20 protein-coding genes are annotated in these 17195 nt (G+C 43.3%); 13 read left to right on the forward strand and 7 right to left on the reverse strand.

Features of this window, described 5'->3' with window-relative positions; translation table 11 throughout:
• Nucleotides 1-11 precede the first annotated feature (11 nt).
• The 4 genes from H571_RS0110060 to H571_RS14890 are packed head-to-tail and all read left to right on the forward strand — an operon-like array spanning nucleotide 12 to nucleotide 3545.
• Nucleotides 12-347, forward strand: a complete 336-nt coding sequence (locus H571_RS0110060; RefSeq protein WP_027849193.1) for a hypothetical protein — start codon at nucleotides 12-14, stop codon at nucleotides 345-347.
• A 60-nt stretch (nucleotides 348-407) separates the two neighbouring features.
• Entirely contained in the window at nucleotides 408-1277 is an 870-nt protein-coding gene (locus tag H571_RS0110065) for an MBL fold metallo-hydrolase (RefSeq protein WP_027849194.1), read from the forward strand.
• 12 nt (nucleotides 1278-1289) lie between these two features.
• Nucleotides 1290-1715 carry a protein tyrosine phosphatase family protein gene (locus H571_RS0110070; RefSeq protein ID WP_027849195.1) on the forward strand — a complete coding sequence of 142 codons (426 nt, stop codon included), beginning with the start codon at nucleotides 1290-1292 and terminating at the stop codon, nucleotides 1713-1715.
• Nucleotides 1716-1733: 18 nt separating this feature from the next.
• Complete coding sequence (locus H571_RS14890; RefSeq protein ID WP_051168279.1) at nucleotides 1734-3545, forward strand: SulP family inorganic anion transporter; 1812 nt, start codon at nucleotides 1734-1736, stop codon at nucleotides 3543-3545.
• A 5-nt stretch (nucleotides 3546-3550) separates the two neighbouring features.
• Here H571_RS14890 and H571_RS16210 read toward each other — a convergent pair whose 3' ends face one another.
• The 4 genes from H571_RS16210 to ettA all read right to left on the reverse strand — a co-directional run bounded on the left by H571_RS16210 (nucleotide 3551) and on the right by ettA (nucleotide 7012).
• Nucleotides 3551-3682: a hypothetical protein gene (locus tag H571_RS16210; protein WP_281167281.1), complete on the reverse strand. Its 132-nt coding sequence runs from the start codon at nucleotides 3680-3682 to the stop codon at nucleotides 3551-3553.
• Between the two features lie 89 nt (nucleotides 3683-3771).
• Nucleotides 3772-4620 carry a thioredoxin gene (gene trxA / locus H571_RS0110085; RefSeq protein ID WP_027849196.1) on the reverse strand — a complete coding sequence of 283 codons (849 nt, stop codon included), beginning with the start codon at nucleotides 4618-4620 and terminating at the stop codon, nucleotides 3772-3774.
• 89 nt (nucleotides 4621-4709) lie between these two features.
• The gene (locus tag H571_RS0110090; protein ID WP_027849197.1) at nucleotides 4710-5228 is read right to left on the reverse strand and encodes a hypothetical protein; all 519 of its coding nucleotides are present in this window, start codon (nucleotides 5226-5228) and stop codon (nucleotides 4710-4712) included.
• A gap of 122 nt (nucleotides 5229-5350) precedes the next feature.
• A complete protein-coding gene (gene ettA / locus H571_RS0110095) occupies nucleotides 5351-7012 on the reverse strand; it encodes an energy-dependent translational throttle protein EttA (RefSeq protein ID WP_027849198.1) in 1662 nt (553 codons plus the stop codon).
• Nucleotides 7013-7212: 200 nt separating this feature from the next.
• Here ettA and glyA point away from each other — a divergent pair, with 200 nt between their 5' ends.
• The 9 genes from glyA to H571_RS0110140 all read left to right on the forward strand — a co-directional run bounded on the left by glyA (nucleotide 7213) and on the right by H571_RS0110140 (nucleotide 15138).
• Nucleotides 7213-8472 (forward strand): serine hydroxymethyltransferase, encoded by a 1260-nt coding sequence (gene glyA, locus H571_RS0110100; RefSeq protein WP_027849199.1) that lies wholly within the window; start codon nucleotides 7213-7215, stop codon nucleotides 8470-8472.
• Nucleotides 8473-8636: 164 nt separating this feature from the next.
• A complete protein-coding gene (gene nrdR, locus H571_RS0110105) occupies nucleotides 8637-9113 on the forward strand; it encodes a transcriptional regulator NrdR (protein WP_027849200.1) in 477 nt (158 codons plus the stop codon).
• 20 nt (nucleotides 9114-9133) lie between these two features.
• Nucleotides 9134-10270 (forward strand): bifunctional diaminohydroxyphosphoribosylaminopyrimidine deaminase/5-amino-6-(5-phosphoribosylamino)uracil reductase RibD, encoded by a 1137-nt coding sequence (gene ribD / locus H571_RS0110110; RefSeq protein ID WP_027849201.1) that lies wholly within the window; start codon nucleotides 9134-9136, stop codon nucleotides 10268-10270.
• A gap of 34 nt (nucleotides 10271-10304) precedes the next feature.
• The gene (ribBA, locus tag H571_RS0110115; protein WP_027849202.1) at nucleotides 10305-11423 is read left to right on the forward strand and encodes a bifunctional 3,4-dihydroxy-2-butanone-4-phosphate synthase/GTP cyclohydrolase II; all 1119 of its coding nucleotides are present in this window, start codon (nucleotides 10305-10307) and stop codon (nucleotides 11421-11423) included.
• A gap of 26 nt (nucleotides 11424-11449) precedes the next feature.
• The gene (gene ribH / locus H571_RS0110120) at nucleotides 11450-11926 is read left to right on the forward strand and encodes a 6,7-dimethyl-8-ribityllumazine synthase (RefSeq protein WP_027849203.1); all 477 of its coding nucleotides are present in this window, start codon (nucleotides 11450-11452) and stop codon (nucleotides 11924-11926) included.
• A 1-nt stretch (nucleotide 11927) separates the two neighbouring features.
• On the forward strand, nucleotides 11928-12437 hold the full coding sequence (nusB, locus tag H571_RS0110125; protein ID WP_027849204.1) for a transcription antitermination factor NusB: 510 nt from the start codon (nucleotides 11928-11930) through the stop codon (nucleotides 12435-12437).
• Between the two features lie 5 nt (nucleotides 12438-12442).
• Nucleotides 12443-13411 carry a thiamine-phosphate kinase gene (thiL, locus tag H571_RS0110130; RefSeq protein WP_027849205.1) on the forward strand — a complete coding sequence of 323 codons (969 nt, stop codon included), beginning with the start codon at nucleotides 12443-12445 and terminating at the stop codon, nucleotides 13409-13411.
• Nucleotides 13404-13880 (forward strand): phosphatidylglycerophosphatase A family protein, encoded by a 477-nt coding sequence (locus H571_RS0110135; protein WP_027849206.1) that lies wholly within the window; start codon nucleotides 13404-13406, stop codon nucleotides 13878-13880. Before thiL ends, H571_RS0110135 begins: the two co-directional genes overlap by 8 nt.
• 13 nt (nucleotides 13881-13893) lie before the next feature.
• Nucleotides 13894-15138, forward strand: a complete 1245-nt coding sequence (locus tag H571_RS0110140; protein WP_027849207.1) for a DUF945 family protein — start codon at nucleotides 13894-13896, stop codon at nucleotides 15136-15138.
• Between the two features lie 74 nt (nucleotides 15139-15212).
• Here the strand turns inward: H571_RS0110140 and H571_RS0110145 are convergent, their stop codons facing one another.
• From H571_RS0110145 to ppk2, 3 genes are all read right to left on the reverse strand, one after another.
• Entirely contained in the window at nucleotides 15213-15431 is a 219-nt protein-coding gene (locus H571_RS0110145) for a PA3496 family putative envelope integrity protein (protein ID WP_027849208.1), read from the reverse strand.
• A 174-nt stretch (nucleotides 15432-15605) separates the two neighbouring features.
• Nucleotides 15606-16073 (reverse strand): RrF2 family transcriptional regulator, encoded by a 468-nt coding sequence (locus H571_RS0110150; RefSeq protein ID WP_027849209.1) that lies wholly within the window; start codon nucleotides 16071-16073, stop codon nucleotides 15606-15608.
• Between the two features lie 234 nt (nucleotides 16074-16307).
• Nucleotides 16308-17189 carry a polyphosphate kinase 2 gene (ppk2, locus tag H571_RS14895; protein ID WP_036218099.1) on the reverse strand — a complete coding sequence of 294 codons (882 nt, stop codon included), beginning with the start codon at nucleotides 17187-17189 and terminating at the stop codon, nucleotides 16308-16310.
• Nucleotides 17190-17195 lie beyond the last annotated feature (6 nt).

A 17195-nucleotide genomic window follows, 5' to 3' on the forward strand; every position in this document is an offset into this window, starting at 1 on the left:
GGAGATATTTTATGACATTTTTCGGAACATTAACCGTTGTTTGGTATTCCGCTTTGCCTTGGTTGTGGCTTATTGCTTTAATGCTAATTGTATTGCTTGTGCCACAAGTTATTGCACGCATGAAAGGCTATAGCTTTGGTAGCAAAGGTGGCATGGGTTCTAAGTACCTACCCCCTTTAGTGTTTATTTTAGCTTTATTCCTAGTGCCCATGCAGACACAATCGAGTATTGCTTATGTTAATACTTGGGTTGATTGGATGAACTTAATAGGTGCATCTATTGGCTTGGGCATTTATGCTTGGCTGGTATTTCACCCTATTTGTTTTCTACGCAACAAAAAAGGGTAAACTACCCTAAGTTTGACTAAGCCCTGTCTAGTACAGGGCTTTTTTTATAAGGATTTTCTTATGTTAAAGCCTCAAATACAGGCTTTCTTTGAAGCAGAAACCTTCACATACAGCTACCTAGTGAGCGATCCGCAAAGCAAAAGCTGTGCAATTATTGATTCAGTTTTAGACTTTGACCCAGCCTCAGGCAACACCGCAACTAAAAGTGCCGACCTAATAATTGCTGCCATTAAAGAGCAAAATTTACAATTAGAATGGATTTTAGAAACCCATGTTCATGCTGATCACTTATCGGCAGCACCCTACTTAAAAGCTCAGTTGGGTGGAAAAATAGGCATAGGCGCCAAGATAACTCAAGTGCAGGAAGTTTTTGCCGAGGTTTTTAACACTGGTTCAAGCTTTGCTAAAGATGGCAGTCAGTTCGATCAGCTTTTTAATGACGGGGATAGATTTCAACTCGGTCAGTTTCAAATTCAAGTAATGCATACACCTGGCCATACACCAGCCTGTATAACCTATTTAATTGCGGATGCTGCTTTTGTTGGTGATACACTGTTTATGCCAGATTACGGCACAGCACGTTGTGATTTTCCCGGTGGTGATGCAGCAACACTTTATCAGTCCATTCAAAAAATATTCTCTTTACCAGCAGAAACCCGCTTATTTATGTGTCACGATTATTTGGCTCCAGGGCGGGACAATTACCTTAATGAAACCACTGTAGCTGAGCAGCAACAAGAAAATGTGCATGTGGGTGCTGGCAGAAGTGAAGCGGATTTTGTGGCTTTGCGCACTAAACGCGATGCTTCTTTAGAAATGCCACGCCTTATTTTGCCTTCGGTACAGGTGAATATGCGTGCGGGGCAATTTCCGCCAGCAGATGATAATGGTGTAAGCTATTTAAAGCTTCCTTTAAACCTGTTTAAGTAAGGTATTTCCTGAATGATTGATCTCCCCTATAAGCGCCAGTTAGATGATTTAATTACTTGTGGACAATTAACGAGTGAGCAAATAGAGGCCTTAGCAACAGCAGGAATAAAAACACTCATTTTTAATCGCCCCGATGCAGAAGAAGTCGGTCAGCCTGCTACGGCAGAACTTCAGGCTAGGGCTGAAGCTTTGGGTATGCGCTGGATTTTTCAGCCAGTGATTTCAGGACAGGTTACTGATGAAGAAGGTGTTGAGTTCGGCAAGCTCTATGAGGCTGCAGCTAAACCTGTTGTTGCCTTTTGTAGAACAGGGGCGCGTTGTGGTTGTTTATGGGCGCTAAGTCAAAAGCAGAAAAAAACAGGTGCAGAACTAGTTAAAACTATGCAACAGGCGGGTTTTGATATGCCTGATTTTTTTAACCGCCTAATTGCTGAATAGCAGGCCTATAAACATAGAATGAAACCTATAGCTACAACTGCCCCCGAAAACCCAGAGCTTCAGGGTACAGCCATGCGTCAAGGCTTATGGGGGCTACTGAGAAGTGGTGCTTATAACACTCGGCTGTTTCGTCAAGATGCTACTGCCGCCCTAATTGTTAGTTTACTACTAATTCCACAAAGCCTAGCTTATGCCTTGTTGGCTGGTCTGCCTTTACAAACAGGCTTGTATGCCAGCATTTTACCCGCCATAGTTTATGCCTTTTTTGGCACCAGTGGTGTGCTAGCCGTTGGCCCCGTAGCCATCACTTCCCTGTTAACCTTTAGTGCTTTAAGTCCTATGGCCTTACCAGGCTCAGATAAATACCTGTTGTTGGCTATTTTATTAGCGCTTATGTCAGGCGCGTGTTTGCTTTTAATGAGCTTCCTGCGCATGGGTTTTTTAGCTAATTTTTTAAGTCATCCTGTTATGTCTGCCTTTGTTAGTGGTGCTGCCATTATGATTTTATTGGGGCAGTTAAAAGGTGTTACTGGTATTCCAGTAGAAGGCGCTAATTTGCCTAGTCAGCTAATTAGCCTCTACAAGGGATTAAATCAGCTCCACCTTAAAACGCTAGGCTTGGGTTTGGTATTTTTAGGTTTTCTTTACTGGTCACGTCATTACCTAGCAGGCCTATTAAAAAAATGGCAGGTAAGTGGTTCTAATGCTGCTTTATTGGCACGTATGGCACCCCTAGTATTATTGGTGCTTGCCACGCTAGGCGTTATGTTTACAGGCTTAGATCAACAGGGAGTTAAAATTGTAGGTAGGCTACCTTTAGAGCTTCCTAAGATAGCTTGGCAAAACATCCAGCTCACCAGTCTGCTAGCGCTTTTACCTATGGCGATGATGATTAGTTTAATTGGCTTTGCAGAGTCGGTAGCCATAGCAAGAACCTTTGCAGCCAAGCGTCGCCAGCAGGTGAATAGTAATCGAGAGCTATTTGGCTTGGGTGCAGCAAATTTAGTAGCAGGATTAAGTGCCAGCTTACCCGTTACCGGTGGGCTTTCCCGCACTGTGCTTAATAATGATGCTGGTGCTGTTACCCCTATGGCAAGTTTGCTTACGGGGCTGGCTATGGGGCTTATCTTACTTTTCTTTACTGGCTGGCTGTATTACCTGCCGCAAGCCATGTTGTCTGCTGTCATCATAGTGGCTGTTTTATCTTTAATTGAATGGCGACAGCTACCTTACCTATGGCGCTATAGCAGAGAAGATGCCTGGTCTTGGCTAGTCACTCTTTTAGGTGTGCTCTTTTTGGGGTTAGAGCTAGGGTTGCTGTTAGGTGTTTTGGTTTCTTTAGCTGCTTGGTTAGCTAAAAATAGCCGACCTCACATGGCCGTGGTTGGTTTAGTGCCGGGTACTGAGCATTACCGTAATGTGCAGCGTTATGAAGTGGAAGTACATCCCGCTATTTTGTCTTTGCGTATTGATGAAAGCCTAATGTTTGCTAATGCCCAAGAGGTAGAGCAACAAATACTTAAAGAAGCTACCCTACACAGCCAGTTACGTCATGTTGTGCTTATGGGATCGGGGATTAATCATATTGATGCTAGTGGAGTACAAATGCTAGCTCAGTTAAATAGCCTGTTAAGCGAACAGGGAATTTATTTGCACTTGTCTGAAATTAAAGGCCCTGTGTTAGATAAGCTCAAGCTAGTGGAATTCATTGAAGCTTTGTCAGGCGAGGTGTTTTTAACTCAGCACCAAGCAATGAAAACCTTGGAAAGAGTTGAAGATGAAGGAAAAAAAAGCCTGAACTTGGTTCAGGCAAATAAAGCGGAAAACTAAAAAGTTTAATAAACAAAAAGTACGTGATACCAACCAACAACGGCAGTTAAGGCAGGCATGGCTAGAAGAACAACCAAGCCAGTTGGAATCCATAAAGGGCTGCTAGTGTCTTTAAAAACTTCGTTAGATGATGACATTTCCGTTACCTCTTAAAATATTAAAAAATTGATCTAGGTCACAATTATTTCATTCTAAGACTTATTGCAGGATTTGTCACCCACCTATATTAGTACATTAAGGTATACAGCTTGCGACGTGCTTTAACAACCAGTGGATTACCTTCACCTAGCATGGCAAAAACTTCGAGTAGGGTTTTATGTGCTACGCCTTCTTGATAGGCTCTATCATCACGTAAAAGGTTGAGCAAGCGCTCTAAGGCTTGCTCATGATCGCCTTGAAGCAAAGCAGCCATGGCTTTTAAATAATTGGCCTCACTATCTTCACGCTCACCTAGGGCGGCTAGTTGCTCTGCTGAAGGGGCAACCTCTGCAAATTTCAATCCAGCCATTAAGCCTTTCACCTGAGGTCTGGCTTTTTCAGCTTCTGGCAAGTTTTCTAATACAGCCTTAGCTTCAGTTGCTAGGTTTTTTTGTAACAACACTCGGGCTAGATCAATTTGTAAATCAGTGTCTTCTGGAAGCTGAGTAATTGCTTGCTGCAACATTTCCTGTGCTTGGTCTAATTCACCTTCGCCAATCAGCAGTTTAATCTGTTCTTTAAAAGCATCGACAGGGTTAGTTAGGTGCTGTTTTAAGAAGGCGCGTATTTCGCTTTCTGGTTTAACACCATTAAATTGATCTAGCAGCTGCCCTTCACCAACCAGCATAAGGGTAGGAACGCTTTTAACTTGAAATTGTTGGGCTAGTTCAGGCTGTTCTTCAATATTAACCTTGGCAAGAATAAATTGCCCTTGAAACTCTTCTGCCAGCTTGTGCAAGGTTGGCATGAGTGCTTTGCAAGGGGCGCACCAGTCAGCCCAAAAATCAACCAGTACTGGCTGTTGCATTGAACCTTCTAAAATAACTTGCTGAAAGTTTTCAAGGGTTACATCAATAATATACGGGGAGTTACTCATAAAGAACTTGGCTCCAGCCACTTAAAAAGGATTTGTAATAAACATGGGGCTAGAAGTTACCAATATCAAGCCCGAGTTATATAGCTGTCTTAACGCCGCTTCCAGGGTTTGGCATTAAATTCACGTGGTGGGGGCTGATTAGAGTTAGGGGCTGCGTTATCGCGAATATCGCGAAAATCTTTGCCAAAGGTGGCAGCAGGGCGAGGTGCTGTATCTTTTTGTGTGGCTGCTGGCTTGTGCCTTTCTTCATCTCGCTTAGCTGCCGCTATGGCTTTGCTGGCACTACCGGCAGTAATTCGCTTAGTTAGGGCATAGCCTTGATTTTCTAGCCTGTCACAAACCCACTGCTGGCCTTGCATACCTGCCCATAAAGGAAGCACGGCAACACCAGCAATGGCGCTAAGTGATAGCAGCGGAAACTTAAGCACTACACCACCTGCGGCAGCTGCACCCATGACAATAAAGCCAAAGAACAACAAAAAGGCTTTACCCCATAAGCTGTTAGAAGCTGCCCAGATAAAGCTTGTAATAAAAGCACTTAGGCTGAAACCCATAGGAACAGCTTTGTAGCCTTTAATTTTATGATAATAAACTCGAAAAACCTGCATCCTTTGCCTTTACGCTCTACAGTTGTAAGGGCGCAATTATCTATAATTGCAGTCTAGTTGTGCCAGTGGACTTAAGTAACATCTTGTTGCTAGCAACGTCCTTGTTGCAAAACGCACTATTTTTAAGCATCAATACGCTTATATTTCATGCGTTTAGGGGTATCGCTACCGACACGTTTTTTATAGTCTTCTTCGTATTCTTGGTAGTTACCTTCAAAGAATACAACCTTTGAATCGCCTTCAAAAGCCATAATATGGGTTGCAATTCGGTCTAAGAACCAACGGTCATGCGAAATAACCAGAGCGCAACCTGGGAAGGCTAGTAGTGCTTCTTCTAAGGCGCGGAGAGTTTCTATGTCTAGGTCGTTAGAAGGTTCATCTAACAATAAAACGTTAGCGCCTTGTTTTAGAGTTAAGGCTAGGTGCAAACGCCCTCTTTCACCACCCGATAAGTCACCGACACGCTTTTGCTGATCGTTACCCTTAAAATTAAAACGGCCAACATACGCACGTGATGGTGTTTCTACATTGCCAACTTTCAGTATATCAGAGCCATCAGAAACGGCTTCCCATACGGTTTTGTTGTCTTCTAGGCCTTCACGCGATTGATCAACCGTTGCTAAGTGTACTGTTTCACCAATAACAACTTCACCGCTATCGGGTTGTTCTTTGCCGCTAATCAATTTAAAGAGGGTTGATTTACCTGCACCGTTACCACCCACTACACCAACAATAGCGCCTTTTGGGATAACAAAGTCTAAATTTTCAAAAAGAACCTTGTCGCCAAAAGCTTTGCTGACCTGATGAAACTCAATAACCTTGTCACCTAGGCGTGGGCCAGGCGGAATGTAAATTTCGTTGGTTTCATTACGCTGCTGAAACTCTTGGCTGGACAGCTCTTCAAACTGCTTTAAGCGAGCTTTAGATTTAGATTGACGACCTTTAGTGCCTTGGCGTACCCACTCAAGCTCGTGTTGAACTGCTTTTTGGTGGGCACTTTCTTGTTTGGATTCTTGGGCAAGACGAGCTTCTTTAGCTTCTAACCAGTCTGAGTAGTTGCCTTCGAAGGGAATACCCATGCCTCGGTCAAGCTCTAAAATCCAACCAGCGACGTTATCTAAGAAATAGCGGTCGTGCGTAATGGCAACCACTGTGCCTGGGTAGTCATGTAAAAAGCGCTCTAGCCAAGCAACCGACTCGGCATCCAAGTGGTTGGTGGGTTCGTCTAGTAGCAGCATATCTGGGTTAGCTAGTAATAAACGGCAAAGTGCAACACGGCGTTTTTCACCACCCGATAAATTACCAACTAGGGCATCCCATTCAGGTAAACGCAAAGCTTCAGCAGCCACTTCTAGTTTACGCTCTAGATTATGTGCATCGGCGGCTTGAATAATGTTTTCTAAACGGCCTTGCTCAGCAGCTAGGGCATCAAAGTCGGCATCGGGTTCAGCATAGGCAGCATAAACCGCTTCTAGTTTTTCTTGCGCCTCTTTAACAACAGCTAAAGATTCTTCGACAACTTCTCTTACTGTTTTGCTAGCGTCTAATTCAGGCTCTTGAGGTAGATAGCCAATGTTAATGCCGGGCATGGGACGCGCTTCGCCATTAATTTCGGTATCGACACTCGCCATAATACGAAGAAGCGTTGATTTACCTGAACCATTTAAACCTAAAACACCAATTTTTGCGCCAGGAAAAAAAGACAAGGAAATATCTTTTAATATTTCACGCTTGGGGGGAACAATTTTGCCTACCCGGTGCATACTGTATACATATTGTGCCATGGCGAGCAAAGACTCCTAAACTAGTTTGAAAAGACATAAAATAGTCTTGCATGATAGAAGTAGCAGGCTTGGAAAGCTAGCCTGAAAAAATCTCTGTTCTGTCAGGTGTTTTTTTCATGTGAAGAGATTGGTTTACTAAGGTAGAATGGTTAACTTAAATTTAGTTTTTTCCAATTCCCTCTCACCTTGCCGGGGTAACCATGTTTAGCCGTAAAACCAAACTTGCTCAATTTGATGCCGATATCTGGTCTGCTATGCAAGCTGAAGATCAGCGCCAGGAAGACCACATTGAACTGATTGCTTCTGAAAACTACGCCAGTCCAGCGGTGATGGAGGCGCAGGGTTCACAGCTAACCAATAAGTACGCTGAAGGTTATCCTGGTAAGCGCTACTATGGTGGTTGTGAACACGTTGATATTATTGAACAGCTTGCCATAGATCGTGCTTGCGAGCTTTTCGGTGCTACCTATGCCAATGTTCAGCCTCATTCGGGTTCGCAGGCTAATGCTGCCGTGTTTTTAGCGCTAGTAGAGCCAGGTGCTACCGTTCTAGGTATGAGCCTAGCCGAAGGTGGTCACCTAACTCACGGTGCTAAGCCTAACTTCTCAGGTAAGCTTTACAACGCTGTTCAATATGGTCTTAACCCTGATACAGGTGAAATTGACTATGCAGAAGTTGAGCGCCTAGCAGTAGAGCATAAACCACAAATGATCATTGCAGGTTTCTCTGCCTATTCAAAAATTATTGATTGGGCTAAATTCCGTGAAATCGCTGACAAGGTAGGTGCTTACCTCTTTGTTGATATGGCGCACGTAGCAGGTTTGGTTGCAGCAGGTGTTTACCCTAACCCAATGCAACACGCGCACGTAGTAACCACAACGACCCACAAAACCTTGCGTGGCCCTCGTGGCGGTTTAATTCTTTCTGCTTGTAATGATGAAGCCATTTACAAAAAGCTAAACTCAGCAGTTTTCCCTGGTGGTCAGGGTGGTCCTTTAATGCACGTAATAGCCGCTAAAGCTGTTTGCTTTAAAGAAGCCATGTTGCCAGAGTTTAAAGAATACCAAGCGCAGGTTGTTAAAAATGCGCAGGCTATGGCTAAAGTGGTGATGGATCGTGGCTATGATGTAGTTTCTAATGGTACGGAAGATCATTTAATTTTAATTAGTTTAATTAGCAAAGGCTTAACGGGTAAAGATGCTGATGCCGCTTTAGGTGCTGCCAATATTACTGTTAATAAAAATGCTGTACCTAAAGACCCACAAAGCCCTTTTGTTACTTCCGGTTTACGTGTAGGTACACCTGCAGTAACAACGCGTGGTTTTAAAGAAGCAGAGTGTATTGAATTAGCTGGCTGGATTTGTGACATTCTTGATGATATGAACAACCCAGCAGTTATTGAAGAAGTGAAACAAAAAGCCACTGCCCTTTGTGCACGCTTCCCTGTTTACCGAGACTAAAACACAAGCTCTAGTCTTAACTAACCGGAGTAAGAATCTTGCTCCGGTTTTTTATTTTACTTAGCCTAGTAAAATGTGCTTTGCAACTAGAGAAGTTAGCGCCTTAGCTGTTTTGCAGGTAGAATGGCGCATTATTAGACTAAAGAGCAGGTTCGGTTGCGATTATGCATTGTCCCTTCTGTAATGCCCAGGAAACAAAAGTAAATGACTCGCGCTTGGTTGCCAATGGTGATCAGGTAAGGCGACGCCGTGAATGTTTAACCTGTGGTGAGCGTTTTACTACCTACGAAACGGTTGAACTGGTTATGCCAAGGGTAGTTAAACGTGATGGCTCTCGTGAGGTTTTTGAAGACGATAAGTTGCGTGCAGGCTTGCAGCGAGCCTTGCAGAAGCGACCCGTCGATACCGAAGCCTTAGAGGCAGCTTTAGCAAGAATTAGACAGCAATGCCGTGCCAGTGGAGAAAGGGAAGTGCCCTCCTTACGTATTGGCGAGCTGGTGATGCAGCAGTTAAAACAGTTAGATCAAGTTGCTTATATACGTTTTGCTTCCGTTTATCGTCAGTTTAAAGATTTGGAAGAGTTCCGAGCTGAAATTGATCAGCTAGCAGGTGACCCTGCGACAACTAAAAAATCAGTTTAAGATTTTATCAGGAGTTTTTCTTGACTCTTCTTGCTACTCCAAGCTCTGCAACAGAACACATGGCACGAGCGATTCAGCTTGCTAAGCAAGGTTGGTACACCACGCGTACTAATCCTCGTGTTGGTTGTGTGCTGGTGCGTGAAGGGTTGCGGGTTGGAGAAGGTGCTCATTTAAAACCGGGTGAACCCCATGCTGAAATTCATGCCCTTAACCAAGCGGGTGAATTAGCCAGCGGTGCTGATGCTTACGTTACCCTAGAACCTTGCAGTCATTATGGTCGAACCCCACCTTGTGCTGATGCACTGATTAAGGCAGGGGTAAAGCGTGTATTTATTGCTCAGCTAGATGCCAACCCTCAGGTAGCGGGACAGGGTGTTAAAAAGCTTCAAGCAGCAGGTATTGAAGTTTTTCAAGGCATATTAGAAGACCAAGCCAAAGCACTTAACCTAGGTTTTACTCAGCGCATGATGACTGGCTTGCCTTACGTCACTGTAAAACTTGCCATGAGTATAGATGGTCGTACCGCTATGGCTTCAGGCGAATCACAATGGATAACGGGTCCTGAAGCACGTACTGATGTACAAAAATTACGCGCTGCTAGCTGTGCCATTATTACTGGGGTCGATACTGTACTAATGGATAACAGCCGTTTAACCGTACGCAACCCAGACTTAACTGGTTTGTATGGTTTTCAGCAGCCACTAAGGGTAATAACCGATTCACGCTTAAGAATTGAATTAACGGCAGCTATTTTGCAGCAAGAAGGGCAAACCCTTATAGCCACTAGCCAAGTAGCAGTTTCAGCTAATCCTGCAAAGGTTCAGGCTTTGCAAGCTTTGGGTGTTGAAGTGTTGGAACTGCCCTTAAAAGAAGAACACTTAGACTTAACCCAGCTACTTAAAAAACTAGCTGAAAAGGGCTGTAATCAAGTAATGGTAGAAGCAGGTGCAACACTTGCCGGTGCTTTTATTCAAGCCGGTTTAGTACAGTTATTACAGCTTTATATCGCACCTTTATTATTAGGAGATGCTGCTAAGGGGTTAGTAACTTTACCTAACCTAACCCAGCTAGCCGCAGCACCTCATTTGCAAGTTAATGATGTACGCGCAGTCGGTAAAGATTGGCGCTTTCTACTTGAGCCACTAGCCAACAGCTAGCGGCAAACTTTATCGAGATTGAGCAGAGGACACTATGGCTTTAAATAGTATTGAAGAAATTATTGAAGATATACGTCAGGGTAAAATGGTTATTCTGATGGATGATGAAGACCGTGAAAATGAAGGTGATTTAATTATTGCGGCGGAAAAAGTTCGTCCTGAAGACATTAACTTTATGGCGCGTCATGCTTGCGGTTTAATTTGCCTAACGCTTACCTCAGAGCGTTGTGATCAATTAGATTTACCTCTAATGGTTGATAAAAACGGTGCTCAGTTTTCCACCAACTTTACGTTATCCATTGAAGCGACTGAAGGTGTAACTACTGGTATTTCTGCTGCCGACCGTGCGCGTACTGTACATGCCGCTGTCGCTCGTAATGCTAAGTCAACAGACATCGTTCAGCCTGGGCATATTTTCCCCTTGCGTGCTTTAAGTGGTGGCGTTCTTCAGCGGGCAGGTCATACCGAAGCAGGGTGTGATTTAGCTTGGCTAGCAGGTTATGAGCCAGCCTCGGTGATAGTCGAAATCATGAATGAAGATGGCACTATGGCACGCCGTCCCGATTTAGAAAAGTTTGCCAAAAAACACCAAATTAAAATAGGCACTATTGCCGACCTTATTCACTACCGCGTTGTTAATGAAGCAACAGTGCGTCGTGGTGAAAGCTACCAGCTACAAACAGACGCTGGTGAGTTTACTGCGGTTTCTTTCCATGATGATGTTCAGGGTGGTACGCACCTAGCGCTAGTGATGGGACAACCCAAAAAAGAAACACCCACCCTCGTTCGAGTGCATCAGGCCGATACCTTCCGTGACTTAATGGATGCTCGCTCAGAAGACAAAACCAGCTGGAGTCTTCGCAAAGCTATGCAAAAAATAGCTGAAGCAGGCGAAGGCGTGGTAGTTTTCTTGGATAACACCCAAGCTAAACCCAATTTAGATACTCAAATTCGTCATTTCCTTGGTTTAGAACGTGAAGTGCGTACTAATGCAACGGATGGTTCAGGTACTTATTTAACCATAGGTACGGGTGCACAAATTTTACGTGATGTGGGCGTAGGTAAAATGCGTCTACTATCCTCACCCTTAAAATTTGGTGCTTTATCAGGTTTTGATTTAGAAATTGTTGAAACCCTAAGTGCCGAAGACTAATTAACAGAATAAAGAGACAAGTAAATATGCAAGCAATTAAACAAACCGAAGGGCAACTTCACGCAGCTAAGGGTCAATTTGTACTGGTTGTTGGCCGCTTTAATAGTTTTGTTGTAGAAAGCCTGGTTGCTGGCGCGATAGACACTTTGCGTCGCCACGGCATTAGCGCTGAACAAATTGAAATAGTGCGTGCACCCGGGGCATGGGAATTACCTCTAGCGGTACAAAAAGTGCTTAAAACACGTCAGCCCGCGGCAGTTATAGTGCTAGGTGCTGTTATTCGTGGTGGCACACCTCACTTTGAATACATTTCTGGTGAATGTAATTCGGCACTTAGCCGTTTAATGATGGAATATGAAACACCCATCGCTAATGGCGTATTAACAGTGAATAGTATTGAACAAGCTGTTGAGCGCTCAGGTACTAAGATGGGCAATAAGGGTGTTGAAGCAGCTGATGCGGCACTAGAAATGGTAAACCTGCTGACTACTCTGGGGAATTAAAATGAGTTCTGGTCGAACTGGCAAACCTTCTCGAAGTGTTGCCCGCAGTGCTGCACGTCAACTTACCATGCAAGCACTTTATCAATGGCAAGTGAGTGGCAACGATATGCTGCAAGTTGAAACGCACATACGCGCTGCTTTGCCTGATGATAATTTAGAGCCCTATGAAGACATTACCGAAGTTTTGAAATTGGCAGACCTAGCTTACTTCCATGAAATAACTCAGGCTGTTCCTCGTCAAGCAGAAGCCTTAGACGCTAGCTTTGCCCCCTTTTTAGATAGGCGTGTAAATGAGTTAGACCCTATAGAGTTAGCTATTTTACGCCTAGGTGCTTATGAGCTAAGTCAGCGTTTAGATGTGCCCTACAGGGTTATTATTAACGAAGCAGTGGAGCTAGCTAAACGCTTCGGTGGTACTGCTAGCCATAAGTACATTAATGGTATTTTAGACAAGCTAGCACAAAGAGCACGCATCGTAGAAATACAAGCCAGACGTGAAAAACGGAACTAATACCCATGGATGAATTTGCAATTATAAACAGCTACTTCACTGGTCTAGGACCAGAGTTACCCGAAGTGCTTGAAGCCCAGGGTGATGACTGTGCACTTTTGCAAATTAAACATGGAGAACTGCTAGCTTTATCGGTTGATACCTCAGTAGTTGATCGTCATTTCCCTGCCCAAGCAGACCCTTGGGCTATAGGTTGGCGCTGTTTGGCTATCGCCTTGTCCGATTTAGCAGCCATGGCAGCAAGACCTCTAGGTTTTACTTTAGCAATTACCCTGCCAGAAGCCGATGAAGCTTGGTTGTCCGAGTTTAGTCGCGGTATGCGAGCACTTGCCGATAAAGCTGCTTGTCCACTGATTGGTGGTGATACTACCCGTGGGCCTTTAAGCATGAGTGTACAGGTTCAGGGTGCAGTTAAATCACAACACCATTGGCGTCGCTCAGGTGCTAGACCTGGGCAAATTATTGTTCTATTAGGTGAGCTAGGTTTAGCACATTTGGGCTTACTTTCTATGCTGAATGACCCAGTTAAAGCTAAAGACAGTAAAGCTTGGAACAAAGCTGAAAGAGCTTACATGCTACCTCAACCACTGATTACAGAAGCTTTACGCCTAGCTCAAGGTGTCAATATTCATGCAGCAATTGATGTGTCCGACGGTTTGCTAGCCGATTTACAGCACCTCTTAGCTTCTTCTGCTGTGGGTGCACAAATAGATTTAAAACGTCTACCTATTCAGCCAGAAGTGTTAAAAGCCTTGGGTAGAGAAGCAGCTTTAAAAGCAACCCTTCAAGGGGGTGATGATTACGCTTTATTACTGACCCTTGATGAAGAGGATTTTGAACTAGCAAGAAGCCTTTGCCCTAACCTTATAAGTATTGGTCGCTGTGTAGCAGGTGCCGGTATTCGAACCTTAGAAGGCAAAGTACTCGACCCGCAAGGTTTTAACCACTTCTTACCCCAGGCCTTTAATGAATAAAGCTCCTGCCAGTATTTGGCGTAATCCCGTTCATTTTTTAGCTTTTGGTTTAGGCAGTGGCGCTTCACCTTGGGCTCCTGGTACTGCCGGAACCTTGGCAGCCGTTCCACTGTATTTTTTGTTAGCCCAATTACCCTTACCCTATTATTTAGCCATGCTATTAATAACCTTTGTTATAGGGTGTTGGTTATGCGGTAAAACCTCTGCTGACCTGGGTGTGCATGACCATGGCGGTATAGTTTGGGATGAATTTGTTGGCTACTGGCTAACTATGTTGGCTTTGCCTGTTAGCTGGGTTTGGGCCTTGGCTGGCTTTGTGTTGTTTCGATTTTTTGACATTCTCAAGCCCTGGCCTATTCGTTGGATAGATAAAAAAGTAGAGGGTGGCTTTGGCATAATGCTAGATGATGTGTTGGCGGCAATTTATGCTGGTGGACTACTTCATTTAGCCTACTATTGGTTAAACTAAAGGAAGCGTTTGGATGAAAAAACTATTAATAATTGGCCTAGTTGTTTTACTTGCTGCGGCAGGCGCAAGTGTTATGACGGGTCGTGTATTTCAAGAACAACTAGCCAACCTAGAAGCAGAGATCAATAAAGATCCACGTTTAGAAGCTGTTAGTAGCAGCCTTAATAAAGGTTTGTTTAGTTCATCAGGTTCCATGACTATTTCTATGTATTTAGAAGACGATCAACGATTGATTATTCAGAACCCTTGGCAAGCAAGTCATCTACCTGGTTGGGTTAACTATCAAGGGCAAACCCTGCTAACCTTAGAAGCAGGTGATGAAGAGGTTATTAATCTTTTAGAAAAGCTTAATTTAGGCAACCTTGAATACCAAGGAAAAGCAGGATGGAAAAAAGCCACCTTTCTAATGGCTGTAGAGCCTTTCTTGTTTGAAGATGCCTATGCAAAGGTAGAAATGTCAGGTGTAGATCTTTCAGGCACTTATCATTATTCGGGTCGCCAAGAGGGTAGCCTAGTTGCCAAAAACCTAGCTGTATTAGAAAAAGGTTATGCGACTACTGAATTAAAATTTGAAGAAGTAGCCTTAAACTGGGATCAAAAAGGTAGTTATCCTTTTGTTCAGGGTGATGCCAACTTACAAGTCGGTAAGCTGTATTTTTCTAGCCCACAAGGAAAGATAGAGCTAGAAAATCCGAGTTGGAACCAAGCGTTAGTATTTAACGAGCAGAAGTTTGATTACCTAATGGCGTTAGATTTAGGTGAAATAAAAAGTCAGGGTGAAAACCTAGGTACAGGTAAATTTAGCTTAAAAACAGCCAACTTTAATGGTCGAGCTGTCGCAGATTTGCTAGAGCTTATTGCAGCTAACTCTAACTATGAACAGATAGAAGAAGATACTACGCAAGCAATTATGGCGGCTTTAGATAAACTGCTAGGTGGTTCTCCTGCCTTGCTACTAGAAGAATTTAAAGTGGATGTAAAAACCCCTTTTACTTTTGAACAGCAGGCAACGGGCGAGTTAAGTTTTGATGGTACTAATCTTCCTATTAACTACCTACAGCAGCTAGAAGAAGGACGTTTAGATTCTGATGATGCGCTAGGTCGTACACGCTTAGAGTTAAACTTTAGTAAGATTGAACCAGGTTTATTAATGTTGGTTGGCATTCCACCTTCTATGCTTAATCCAGAAGCAGACGAGCAGAAGTTAGTATTTGAAGCTGGGGAGCTGAAACTAAATGGCAACCTAATCCCCTTTTAACTAGCTGCCTTTAATAAAATGCAAAAAGCCGCTCAGCTACAAAAGTTGAGCGGCTTTTTTTATAAAGAAAAGGCTTAAAAGTCCTCATCGTCTATGTAGTCGAAGTCATCTTCAATTTGTTTGCGTAAACGACGCTCTTCCAGCTTTGCTTCAATCATACGACGCTTAGCAATAGGCGAACCATCACGGTTGGTCATGCTATCGTTCGTAATCAAATCTTCCTCAAAATCATCGTCATTACTAGCAACATCAAAGACATCGTCATCATCGTAAGTTGATTCTTCACGACTCATATATAAGGCAACTCCAATCAGTTAATAACTACAGTTGCTATATAGGACTTTTTTGAAGCTGAGACAAGGACTTTTTGAAAAATTTAGCTTTTAGCAGCTAATTTTACTGAATCTAAGCATAAAAAAAGAACAGCAGTACTAAACTGCTGTTCTTTAGTGTTAGTCACTGGCTAGTTAAGAAACAGCCATAACCTGCAAAGGCAGCTCGTTAGATTCATCTATCCCGAGTAGGGACCTTAAATCGGCCGGGTTGTTAAGAAGGTTTTGTAGTGTGTACTCATCTATTACAGCCAAAAAAGCTTCTTGTGCTTTTTGCATAATAGGTTTTAAGTCACAAGAACCAGTAATAGGGCAGGTTAGCTTTTTGCAATCGACTACATCTAGCGTGGTTTCAAAGTCCCTTACTAGCTCACCCAGCTTTATACTGTTTGGATCACGCTCTAAGCGTAGCCCACCATATTTTCCTCGAACCGTTTGGATGTATTCTTTTTGTCCAAGCCGGTGAACAATTTTCATAAGATGATTACGAGAAATGTCGAAGTGGTAAGCAATATCGCTGATTGTAACTAGACGGTCATCTTTTTGAATGCCTAGAAACATCATAACTCTGATTGCGTAATCAGTTTGACGGGTTAGCTGCATTTTACTTCCTCCGTGGATAAACAGACCCAAAACCTAGGTTCCTTTGGTTTTTAGATCAAAATACAGTTGCATGTTCGAACAACATAATAGCAAGTTAATTACATTTTCTTGTTAGGAATTAGGGTTAAAAGGTTCTAACTTTTAACGTCTTGTAAGTAACTCGCCATTTTCTCTTTCTAAAGTTGATCTAGGTAGGTAACTTATTTTTAGTAAGTTACAAAACCTGTTTTTCTGCTAAATATTTGGGTTGCTCAACACTTCAGCTGCACTGCTTACTAGGAGTGGATCAGGCTGAGTAACCACATCAGTATTTTTGTTAGTGTAGGGCATAGAGTTAAGTATTAGCTGCATAGAAGCTAAGCGTGCTCTTTTTTTGTCATCAGACTTAATAACTGTCCAAGGTGTTAAGCTTTTATGCGTGTGCATCAGCATTGCTTCTTTAGCACGGCTGTAATCTTCCCATTTATCTAGGGAAGCCAAGTCAACAGGTGAAAGTTTCCATTGTTTAAGTGGGTCATCTTGCCTTGAAGTAAAACGGTGAAACTGTTCTTTACGTGAAACAGAGAACCAAAATTTGAATAGGCGTATACCGCTATCAACTAGCATTTGTTCAAAGACAGGTGTTTGATGCAAAAACTGCACGTATTCTTCTTGGCTACAAAAACCCATAACCCGCTCTACACCGGCACGGTTATACCAAGAACGGTCAAAAAGAACGATTTCACCCGCTGAAGGTAGGTGTTGAATGTAGCGTTGAAAATACCACTGGGTACGCTCTCTTTCCGAAGGTTTTTCTAGTGCAACAACATGAGCACCACGTGGGTTAAGGTGTTCCATCATGCGTTTAATTGCACCACCCTTACCTGCTGCATCACGCCCTTCAAAAATAATGATTATTCGCTCACCTTCATCTTTTATCCAGCGCTGCAATTTAAGCAGTTCTATCTGCAACAGGCGCTTTTGCGACTCGTATTCACGACGAGTCATTTTTTTATCATAAGGATAGTTAGGGTCGCTGAAGGCATCAGCTGATTTATCTAGGGGGTTTTTAATGCTGGGGCTTACTGTTTCTGCTGGGTTTGAGCTGTTGTTTTCAATACTGCTCTCTTGTTTCATATTGAC

Origin of the sequence: Marinospirillum minutulum DSM 6287, assembly GCF_000422325.1 — a bacterium.
Lineage (GTDB): Bacteria > Pseudomonadota > Gammaproteobacteria > Pseudomonadales > Halomonadaceae > Marinospirillum > Marinospirillum minutulum.